Annotated in this window: 4 protein-coding genes; all 4 read left to right on the top strand. The window is 61.0% G+C overall.

Translation table 11 applies throughout. The annotated features are described in order from the left end of the window. Positions 1–140: 140 nt before the first annotated feature. Entirely contained in the window at positions 141–845 is a 705-nt protein-coding gene (locus PG888_RS22460) for an IS6-like element IS26 family transposase (RefSeq protein ID WP_001067855.1), read from the top strand. A gap of 121 nt (positions 846–966) precedes the next feature. Further along, positions 967–1,872, top strand: coding sequence for an Mph(A) family macrolide 2'-phosphotransferase (locus PG888_RS22465; protein WP_000219391.1), 906 nt, complete (start codon positions 967–969; stop codon positions 1,870–1,872). Next, positions 1,869–3,107, top strand: a complete 1,239-nt coding sequence (gene mrx(A) / locus PG888_RS22470) for a macrolide resistance MFS transporter Mrx(A) (protein WP_000004159.1) — start codon at positions 1,869–1,871, stop codon at positions 3,105–3,107. The genes PG888_RS22465 and mrx(A) overlap by 4 nt, the downstream gene beginning before the upstream one ends. Then, entirely contained in the window at positions 3,107–3,691 is a 585-nt protein-coding gene (gene mphR(A), locus PG888_RS22475) for a macrolide-binding transcriptional repressor MphR(A) (RefSeq protein ID WP_001137892.1), read from the top strand. The genes mrx(A) and mphR(A) overlap by 1 nt, the downstream gene beginning before the upstream one ends. Positions 3,692–4,206 lie beyond the last annotated feature (515 nt).

Here is a 4,206-nt window from a genome sequence, read left to right on the forward strand (position 1 = left end):
CGATTTTCTGCCGATCCTCCGGCGCACGCTGACCCGCACCGGCTTTGTCATCGACCACATCCACTACTACGCCGATGGGCACTGTTGCAAATAGTCGGTGGTGATAAACTTATCATCCCCTTTTGCTGATGGAGCTGCACATGAACCCATTCAAAGGCCGGCATTTTCAGCGTGACATCATTCTGTGGGCCGTACGCTGGTACTGCAAATACGGCATCAGTTACCGTGAGCTGCAGGAGATGCTGGCTGAACGCGGAGTGAATGTCGATCACTCCACGATTTACCGCTGGGTTCAGCGTTATGCGCCTGAAATGGAAAAACGGCTGCGCTGGTACTGGCGTAACCCTTCCGATCTTTGCCCGTGGCACATGGATGAAACCTACGTGAAGGTCAATGGCCGCTGGGCGTATCTGTACCGGGCCGTCGACAGCCGGGGCCGCACTGTCGATTTTTATCTCTCCTCCCGTCGTAACAGCAAAGCTGCATACCGGTTTCTGGGTAAAATCCTCAACAACGTGAAGAAGTGGCAGATCCCGCGATTCATCAACACGGATAAAGCGCCCGCCTATGGTCGCGCGCTTGCTCTGCTCAAACGCGAAGGCCGGTGCCCGTCTGACGTTGAACACCGACAGATTAAGTACCGGAACAACGTGATTGAATGCGATCATGGCAAACTGAAACGGATAATCGGCGCCACGCTGGGATTTAAATCCATGAAGACGGCTTACGCCACCATCAAAGGTATTGAGGTGATGCGTGCACTACGCAAAGGCCAGGCCTCAGCATTTTATTATGGTGATCCCCTGGGCGAAATGCGCCTGGTAAGCAGAGTTTTTGAAATGTAAGGCCTTTGAATAAGACAAAAGGCTGCCTCATCGCTAACTTTGCAACAGTGCCGGATTGAATATAACCGACGTGACTGTTACATTTAGGTGGCTAAACCCGTCAAGCCCTCAGGAGTGAATCATGACCGTAGTCACGACCGCCGATACCTCCCAACTGTACGCACTTGCAGCCCGACATGGGCTCAAGCTCCATGGCCCGCTGACTGTCAATGAGCTTGGGCTCGACTATAGGATCGTGATCGCCACCGTCGACGATGGACGTCGGTGGGTGCTGCGCATCCCGCGCCGAGCCGAGGTAAGCGCGAAGGTCGAACCAGAGGCGCGGGTGCTGGCAATGCTCAAGAATCGCCTGCCGTTCGCGGTGCCGGACTGGCGCGTGGCCAACGCCGAGCTCGTTGCCTATCCCATGCTCGAAGACTCGACTGCGATGGTCATCCAGCCTGGTTCGTCCACGCCCGACTGGGTCGTGCCGCAGGACTCGGAGGTCTTCGCGGAGAGCTTCGCGACCGCGCTCGCCGCCCTGCATGCCGTCCCCATTTCCGCCGCCGTGGATGCGGGGATGCTCATCCGTACACCGACGCAGGCCCGTCAGAAGGTGGCCGACGACGTTGACCGCGTCCGACGCGAGTTCGTGGTGAACGACAAGCGCCTCCACCGGTGGCAGCGCTGGCTCGACGACGATTCGTCGTGGCCAGATTTCTCCGTGGTGGTGCATGGCGATCTCTACGTGGGCCATGTGCTCATCGACAACACGGAGCGCGTCAGCGGGATGATCGACTGGAGCGAGGCCCGCGTTGATGACCCTGCCATCGACATGGCCGCGCACCTTATGGTCTTTGGTGAAGAGGGGCTCGCGAAGCTCCTCCTCACGTATGAAGCGGCCGGTGGCCGGGTGTGGCCGCGGCTCGCCCACCACATCGCGGAGCGCCTTGCGTTCGGGGCGGTCACCTACGCACTCTTCGCCCTCGACTCGGGTAACGAAGAGTACCTCGCTGCGGCGAAGGCGCAGCTCGCCGCAGCGGAATGAGCGAACGTCGATATAGCCCGCTCGCGACGCTGTTCGCGGCGACCTTTCTCTTCCGGATCGGCAACGCGGTGGCGGCCCTCGCGCTTCCATGGTTCGTCCTGTCTCATACAAAGAGCGCGGCCTGGGCGGGCGCCACGGCCGCTAGCAGCGTCATCGCGACCATCATCGGCGCGTGGGTTGGTGGTGGCCTCGTCGATCGGTTCGGGCGCGCGCCCGTCGCATTGATCTCGGGTGTGGTGGGCGGCGTGGCCATGGCGAGCATCCCACTGCTCGATGCCGTTGGCGCCCTCTCGAACACTGGGCTGATCGCTTGCGTGGTGCTCGGTGCCGCGTTCGACGCACCCGGTATGGCCGCGCAGGACAGTGAGCTGCCCAAACTCGGCCACGTCGCCGGGCTCTCCGTTGAGCGCGTCTCGTCACTGAAAGCGGTGATCGGGAACGTCGCGATTCTAGGTGGCCCGGCCCTTGGGGGGGCCGCAATCGGCCTGCTTGGCGCTGCGCCAACGCTCGGGCTGACGGCGTTCTGCTCCGTCCTTGCAGGTCTGCTCGGCGCGTGGGTGCTTCCCGCGCGTGCCGCTCGGACGATGACCACGACGGCGACTCTCTCCATGCGCGCCGGCGTCGCTTTTCTCTGGAGCGAACCCCTGCTGCGCCCTCTCTTTGGTATAGTGATGATCTTCGTGGGCATCGTTGGCGCCAACGGCAGCGTCATCATGCCTGCGCTGTTTGTAGATGCAGGACGCCAAGTAGCAGAGCTCGGGCTGTTCTCCTCAATGATGGGGGCTGGTGGTCTCCTTGGCATTGCCATTCATGCGTCGGTCGGCGCCCGGATATCAGCGCAGAACTGGCTGGCGGTGGCATTTTGTGGCTCTGCGGTGGGCTCGCTTCTGCTTTCACAGTTGCCAGGCGTGCCGGTGCTGATGTTGTTGGGCGCGCTCGTGGGACTGCTGACCGGCTCAGTCTCTCCCATTCTCAACGCTGCCATCTACAACCGCACGCCGCCAGAACTTCTCGGCCGGGTACTCGGCACGGTCTCGGCGGTGATGCTGTCAGCCTCGCCCATGGTTATGCTTGCGGCCGGCGCGTTTGTCGACCTTGCTGGTCCGCTCCCTGGCCTCGTTGTATCGGCCGTGTTTGCGGGGCTCGTGGCTCTACTCTCGCTCCGTCTTCAATTTGCTACAATGGCGGCGGCAGCCACAGCCTCCGCCCCAACCCATACAGAAGGTGAACACTGATGCCCCGCCCCAAGCTCAAGTCCGATGACGAGGTACTCGAGGCCGCCACCGTAGTGCTGAAGCGTTGCGGTCCCATAGAGTTCACGCTCAGCGGAGTAGCAAAGGAGGTGGGGCTCTCCCGCGCAGCGTTAATCCAGCGCTTCACCAACCGCGATACGCTGCTGGTGAGGATGATGGAGCGCGGCGTCGAGCAGGTGCGGCATTACCTGAATGCGATACCGATAGGCGCAGGGCCGCAAGGGCTCTGGGAATTTTTGCAGGTGCTCGTTCGGAGCATGAACACTCGCAACGACTTCTCGGTGAACTATCTCATCTCCTGGTACGAGCTCCAGGTGCCGGAGCTACGCACGCTTGCGATCCAGCGGAACCGCGCGGTGGTGGAGGGGATCCGCAAGCGACTGCCCCCAGGTGCTCCTGCGGCAGCTGAGTTGCTCCTGCACTCGGTCATCGCTGGCGCGACGATGCAGTGGGCCGTCGATCCGGATGGTGAGCTAGCTGATCATGTGCTGGCTCAGATCGCTGCCATCCTGTGTTTAATGTTTCCCGAACACGACGATTTCCAACTCCTCCAGGCACATGCGTAAACGGAGGTGTGCAGAGTCCCTGCGGCAGGCGACGAACACGACCGTCGTCGATTAGTACCGGTACGGTCGGTGGTATCGAAGTCTTGATCACCACTCAGGTCTACGGCTTACAAATGGTGACCATCCCGATACTTGCGTCAGAGCACCGGGCCGATTCTTTGACAGTGAATCACTCCCGTAAGGTTGTGCCGGTGTGGGTGTCCCGGGTCGAGACGATACTCCGCCAATGCGCCCAGCAAACAACCTGGCCATCGCAGGTGGTGGGGAGCGGTGTGGCGGATGAGTTGGACAAGTTGGTGTAGCAGCACGAGCACGGCGAGATAACATCGCAGGAGTTCGACATGCTCAAGAGACAGCTGATTGCGAATCGCGATGCAGATTCATAACCCGATTGCGGGTTGGCTTCACTCCACCATCACCGAGCAGACTAGCACGGCGGGCTCTGTTGCAAAGATTGGCGGCAGTCAGAGGTAGGCTGTCGCTCTGCGCCGATCAGGCGGCTGCTGCGAAATGGT

This window comes from Aeromonas sp. QDB23, assembly GCF_027707745.1.
GTDB classification, from domain to species: Bacteria; Pseudomonadota; Gammaproteobacteria; order Enterobacterales; family Aeromonadaceae; genus Aeromonas; species Aeromonas allosaccharophila.

Excerpts from the sequence above, each read along its gene's own strand:
- PG888_RS22460 (WP_001067855.1), top strand. The coding sequence starts at position 141 with ATGAACCCATTCAAAGGCCGGCATTTTCAGCGTGACATCATTCTGTGG.
- PG888_RS22465 (WP_000219391.1), top strand. The coding sequence starts at position 967 with ATGACCGTAGTCACGACCGCCGATACCTCCCAACTGTACGCACTTGCA.